This is a genomic window from Streptomyces sp. 8L (genome assembly GCF_020176795.1).
GTDB lineage: Bacteria > Actinomycetota > Actinomycetes > Streptomycetales > Streptomycetaceae > Streptomyces.
On sequence record NZ_JAIUKE010000623.1, the window covers coordinates 1 to 5,504 of the forward strand.

The window sequence follows — 5,504 nt, forward strand, 5'->3', positions numbered from 1 at the left end:
CCCCCGCCGGACCCGCCGGATTCGTCGGCCCGGGCGGCTTCGCCGGGGCCAGTCGGACCGTGTGCTGCCCCATCTCGGCCAGGACGCCGCCGGGGAGCCATGATCCGCCCGCCGTCTCCGGCTCGCCGACCCGGCTGAGGATCACGGTGGTGGAGGGGCGCTCTACCGCGTTCTTGCGCAGGCACTCCCGGACGAGCAGCGCGAGGGCCTCGGGCAGGCCCGAGGTGTCCGGCTCCTCCTGCGTGATGCGGAGCTGGAGGGAGTGCGCGCTGCTGTCGGTGGAGCCGAACGGGAGGCGTCCCGTCGTCGCGTACGTCAGCACGGAGCCGAGGCTGAACACGTCGGATGCGGGCGTCGACGTCTCGCCGCGCAGCTGCTCGGGCGACATGAAGCCCGGCGCGCCGGTCAGGGCGCCCGTCAGCCGCAGGCCGCCGTCGGTGGCCGCGTCCAGCGCGCGGGAGATGCCGAAGTCGGCGACCCGGGGCCCCTGTTCGGTGATGAGGATGTTGGACGGCTTGAGATCACGGTGGACCACGCCCGCCGTGTGGATCTCCCGCAGCGCGTGGGCGAGGCCCGACGCGAGGACGCGCACCGAACGCGGGGGCAGCGGGCCGGGCCGCGTACCGGCGCCGTCCGTTCCCCCGCCGGCGCCGGCGCCGGCTCGACCGCCACCGCCACCGGAAGCCGGGCCACCGCCGGAGACGAGGGCGAGGAGCGTGGGCCCCGGGATGTACTCGCTCGCCACCCAGGGGGCGTCCGACTCCGTGTCGGCGTCCACCACCGGGACGATCCAGCTGCCCGCCACCCGGCGGCCCGCCTCGACCTCCTGCCGGAGGCTCTCGCGGAACGGGGCCTGGTCCGCCAGTTCGCGCCGGATCAGGCGGACCGCCACCGTACGGCCCTCGCCCGAGCGGCCCAGGAACGTCTGGCCGAGTCCGCCGGAGCCCAGCCGTGCCAGCAGCCAGTACGGGCCGATGCTTCGCGAATCCCCTGGTGCGAGCTTGTCCATGACCGAGCGGTCCCTCCCCCTACCCGATGACGTGTCCCGCCCGGCGCGGGCCACGAAGCGGGACTCGGCTGCCCCGTCCCGCAGGAGACTGCCATGCCCACCAAATCGTGTTCTCGGCGGGGGAAGGGTGGGGGAGCGGTAAAACCTTCGCGTCCTCGGGCGCGGCGGCGCCCCGTCACTCGGACCTCTCGGACCACATCGGTCAAACAGGCGATCGGGTCACTCGGGTCACTCGGGTCACTCAGGCTGCTTGGGTCACTGAGACCGCTTGGGTCACTTGGGTCATGCAAGCCACTCAGGTCACTCGGGTCGTGCAAGTCACTCGCGGCACCCGGGCCACCCCGGTCACTCCGGCCACGCCGATGCTTCGATCACGTCCACGAAGTCGGTCCGTACGAAACCCGGCACGAAGTGGGCCAGCACATCCGCCTTCACGTTCCCGAACGTCGTGTCGGGGCGGTGCTCGATGCCGTGCGTGAACGCCTGGAGGATGCGGCGCTTGAAGTCGGGGCGCGGGTGCGCGGCCACGACCGCCGCACGCACGTCGTCCGGCAGGGCGTCGTAGCCGATGCCCAGTACGTCGTACTCGACGCCCGCCGTCACCAGCGCGACCTCGGGCTCCATCTGCCCGGGGATCTCCGGCGTCGTGTGCAGCGCGATCGACGTCCACACGATCCGCGCGCTCTCCTCGGTCAGGCCGCGCTGCCGCAGGAAGTCGCGGGCGGCGTTCGCGCCGTCGAGCTCGAAGCGCCGCATGGACGTGCGGTACGCCTCGGTCAGGCCGAGGTCGTGGAACATCGCGCCGATGTAGAGCAGCTCAGGGTCGAACGACAGGGCCCGGGCCGCGCCCTGGAGCGCGCCGAAGAGGAAGACGCGGCGCGAGTGGTCGTAGACCAGGGCGTCCGCCGTGTCCCGGATGAGCTCCGTGGCCTCCCGGGCGAGCGCGCTGTCGGGGATCTCGACGCCCGCGATCCGTTCTGCTGCCATCGCTGTTCCACTCCTCGGTCCTGAGCCGGTTCAGATCGTCCAGGTGCTGTGCACGGGCAGGTCCGGCTTCTCCGTCCCACTCTCGGCCGCCGCGCCTGCGCCCGCCATGTCACAGCGGACACGTATCCCACACATCCGGACATGGCCCCGGGCTACGGTGGGGGCATGACCCGGCATCCGAGGACCGTGGCCGTCCTGGTGTACGACGGCGCCCGGCTCATGGACATCGCGGCGCCGCTCGAAGTGTTCGGCACGGCCGCCGGGCTCGGCGGCCGGTACGCGACGCTCGTCTGCTCGGTGGACGGCGGGCCCGTCGTCACGTCGACCGGCACCCGGCTGGCCGCCGACGTGTCGGTGGGGGAACTCCTCGAGCGGCCGGCGGCCCCCGGCACCCTGGTCGTCCCCGGCTCCGACGATCTGCCGCTGCGCCCGCCGCCTGACGGCCTGACCGGCGCCGTCGCGGCGCTCGCGCCCGGCGCGGCCCGGATCGCCTCCGTCTGTACCGGCGCCTTCGCCCTCGCCGCCGCCGGCCTGCTCGACGGGCGCCGCGCCACCACGCACTGGCGGCACGCGGCGGCGCTGGCCCGCCGCCATCCGCGCGTCGCCGTCGAACCCGACGCGATCTTCGTGGCCGACGGCCGTACGTACACCTCGGCGGGCGTCACCGCCGGCATCGACCTGGCGCTCGCGCTGGTCGAGGCGGACGAGGGCGCTGGCCTGGCCCGGGACGTCGCGCGGGACCTGGTGGTGTTCCTGCGGCGGCCGGGCGGCCAGTCGCAGTTCTCGGTCGCCGCCCGAACCCCGGCCCCGCGCCACGACGTGCTGCGGGACCTGGTGCGCGAGATCGCCGCCGACCCGGCGGCCGACCACTGCCTGACCGCGCTCGCGCGGCGCGGCGGGATCAGCGGACGGCATCTGACGCGGCTGTTCAACGAGCAGGTCGGGACGACCCCGGCCGGCTATGTCGAATCCGTACGGGTGGAGGCGGCGCGTGCGCTCCTCGAAGGCGGCGAGACGGTGACGGGCGCGGCGCGGCGCAGCGGACTCGGCAGCGACGAGTCGCTGAGGCGGGCGTTCCTGCGGCACCTGGGCGTGACGCCGTCCACGTACCGGGCGCGCTTCCGCACCTCCGGGGTACCGGCACCGGCACCGGCACCACTGCCGGGACCTTGAGCATCCCGCGAGGACCCGCTGCCGGCACCGCTACCGGCGCCCCGCGCATCCCGCGAGGGCCCGGCACCGGCGCCCCGCGCATCCCGCGACGACCCGGCCGCCGGCGGGCCCGTACGACACCCTGCCCAGGAAAGTGGGCCACTCCATACAAAGTGGTGATACCGGCCGGCCGCGCCGGTCCCTACGCTGGCGCACATGATCCCCCCGACGCCTCTGTCCCCTCACGAGACCTCCCAGGTCGCACCGGACCCGCAGGCCGGGGCCGCCGTCAAGGCGGCCGACCGCGCGCACGTCTTCCACTCCTGGTCCGCCCAGGAACTGATCGACCCGCTCGCCGTCGCAGGCGCCGAGGGCTCGTACTTCTGGGACTACGACGGCAACCGCTACCTCGACTTCGCCAGCGGACTGGTCTTCACGAACATCGGCTACCAGCACCCGAAGGTCGTCGCGGCCATCCAGGAGCAGGCGGGCCGGCTCGCCACCTTCGCGCCCGCCTTCGCCCTTGAGGCGCGGTCCGAGGCGGCCCGCCTGATCGCCGAGCGCACCCCCGGCGACCTCGACAAGGTCTTCTTCACCAACGGCGGCGCCGAGGCGGTCGAGAACGCGATCCGGATGGCGCGCGTCCACACCGGCAGGCCGAAGGTGCTGTCCGCGTACCGCTCGTACCACGGCGGTACGACCACCGCGATCAACCTGACCGGCGACCCGCGCCGCTGGGCGAACGACACCGGGGCCGCCGGGGTCGTGCGCTTCTGGGCGCCGTTCCTGTACCGCTCGCCGTTCTACGCGTCGACCGAGGAGGAGGAGTGCGCCCGCGCGCTCGACCACCTGGAGTCGACGATCCGCTACGAGGGGCCCGCGACGATCGCGGCGGTCATCCTGGAGACCGTGCCGGGCACGGCCGGGATCATGACGCCGCCGCCCGGCTACCTCGCCGGTGTGCGCGAGATCTGCGACCGGTACGGGATCGTGTTCGTCGCGGACGAGGTGATGGCCGGATTCGGCCGTACGGGGAAGTGGTTCGCGACCGAGCACTTCGACGTCGTGCCCGACCTGCTGACCTTCGCGAAGGGCGTCAACTCCGGTTACGTGCCGCTCGGCGGCGTCGCGATCTCCGGCGCGATCGCCGAGACCTTCGCCAAGCGGCCGTTCCCCGGCGGACTCACCTACTCCGGGCACCCGCTGGCCTGCGCGGCGGCCGTCGCGACCATCGAGGTGATGGCCGAGGAGGGGATCGTCGAACAGGCCGCGCGGCTCGGCGAGAACGTCCTCGGCCCCGGGCTGCGCGACCTCGCCGCGCGGCACCCGTCGGTGGGCGAGGTGCGCGGCATGGGCGCGTTCTGGGCGCTGGAGCTCGTACGGGACCGGGCCACGCGCGAGCCGCTGGTGCCGTACAACGCGACGGGCGAGGCGAACGCGCCGATGGCCGCGTTCGCGGCGGAGTGCAGGAAGAACGGCCTGTGGCCCTTCGTGAACATGAACCGCACCCACGCCGTGCCGCCCTGCAACATCACCGAGGCCGAGGCCAAAGAGGGGCTGGCGGCCCTGGACGCCGCCCTGGCGGTCGCCGACGAGCACACCGTGTGACGGCACCCCGGGCGCGGTTCCGCGCGCGCACCCGTGGCGCAGGCGCCCGGCCGGGGGCTGGGCGGTCGACGCGGGACTCAGCGGTCGCCACGGGACTCGGCGGCCGACGGGGGTGAGGGTCGTTTTTCGGCCATCGCCTCCGTGGCGTCCCGCCCCTCCAGCGTTCCACCGGGCTCGCAGGCCGTACTGTGACGGGAACCTTTTCCGCGAGGCGGGCCGCGTCGACGCGGGCCGTGGGACGACCGTACGAGGGGACGCACACCGACCATGCCTGACGGCGGAGCCGTGACCCGGCACACGTTGCGGCAGCAGATCGCGGACGCGCTGCGTGACGAGATCCTGGCGGGCAGACTGCTGCCGGGCCGCGAGTTCAGCGTCAGGACGATCGCCGAGCAGTACGGCGTGTCCGCCACCCCCGTACGGGAGGCACTGGTCGACCTCTGCGCGCAGGGGCTGCTCGACTCCGACCAGCACAAGGGCTTCCGGGTCCACTCCTTCTCGCTCGACGACTTCCGGGGGATGGTCGAGGCCAGGTCCCTGCTGGAGGACGGCGTCTTCAGGAAGCTGGAGCAGACGCTTCCCGAGGCCGGTGACTGCCCGGTGACGGGGCTCGTTGCCGCGGCCGGCGGGCGGTTCGGCGTCGCCAGGGCCGACGCCCCCCCCCCGCCCGGCGCCCCCCCCCCCCCCCCCCCGCGGGGGGGGGGGCCGCCGGGCGGGGGGGCGCGCCCCCCCCGCCCGGGGGCCGCGG

At 74.2% G+C, this 5,504-nt stretch carries 5 protein-coding genes; 3 read left to right on the plus strand and 2 right to left on the minus strand.

What is annotated here, in order from left to right; translation table 11 throughout:
- On the minus strand, positions 1 to 1,009 hold a 1,009-nt coding region (locus tag LCE31_RS35920; RefSeq protein WP_225022061.1), incomplete at its 3' end, for a serine/threonine-protein kinase.
- 345 nt (positions 1,010 to 1,354) lie between these two features.
- Entirely contained in the window at positions 1,355 to 1,996 is a 642-nt protein-coding gene (locus LCE31_RS35925) for an HD domain-containing protein (protein ID WP_225022063.1), read from the minus strand.
- A gap of 165 nt (positions 1,997 to 2,161) precedes the next feature.
- Between LCE31_RS35925 and LCE31_RS35930 the strand changes: the two genes are divergently transcribed.
- The 3 genes from LCE31_RS35930 to LCE31_RS35940 form a co-directional block, all read left to right on the plus strand.
- Positions 2,162 to 3,169 carry a GlxA family transcriptional regulator gene (locus LCE31_RS35930; RefSeq protein WP_225022065.1) on the plus strand — a complete coding sequence of 336 codons (1,008 nt, stop codon included), beginning with the start codon at positions 2,162 to 2,164 and terminating at the stop codon, positions 3,167 to 3,169.
- 195 nt (positions 3,170 to 3,364) lie between these two features.
- Positions 3,365 to 4,756, plus strand: a complete 1,392-nt coding sequence (locus tag LCE31_RS35935) for an aspartate aminotransferase family protein (RefSeq protein WP_225022066.1) — start codon at positions 3,365 to 3,367, stop codon at positions 4,754 to 4,756.
- Between the two features lie 267 nt (positions 4,757 to 5,023).
- Positions 5,024 to 5,504 (plus strand): GntR family transcriptional regulator (locus LCE31_RS35940; protein ID WP_225022067.1); only part of this gene is annotated, 481 nt, incomplete at its 3' end.

Coding starts and splice junctions, on each gene's coding strand:
- LCE31_RS35925 (WP_225022063.1), bottom strand. CDS start 1,996: ATGGCAGCAGAACGGATCGCGGGCGTCGAGATCCCCGACAGCGCGCTC.
- LCE31_RS35930 (WP_225022065.1), top strand. CDS start 2,162: ATGACCCGGCATCCGAGGACCGTGGCCGTCCTGGTGTACGACGGCGCC.
- LCE31_RS35935 (WP_225022066.1), top strand. CDS start 3,365: ATGATCCCCCCGACGCCTCTGTCCCCTCACGAGACCTCCCAGGTCGCA.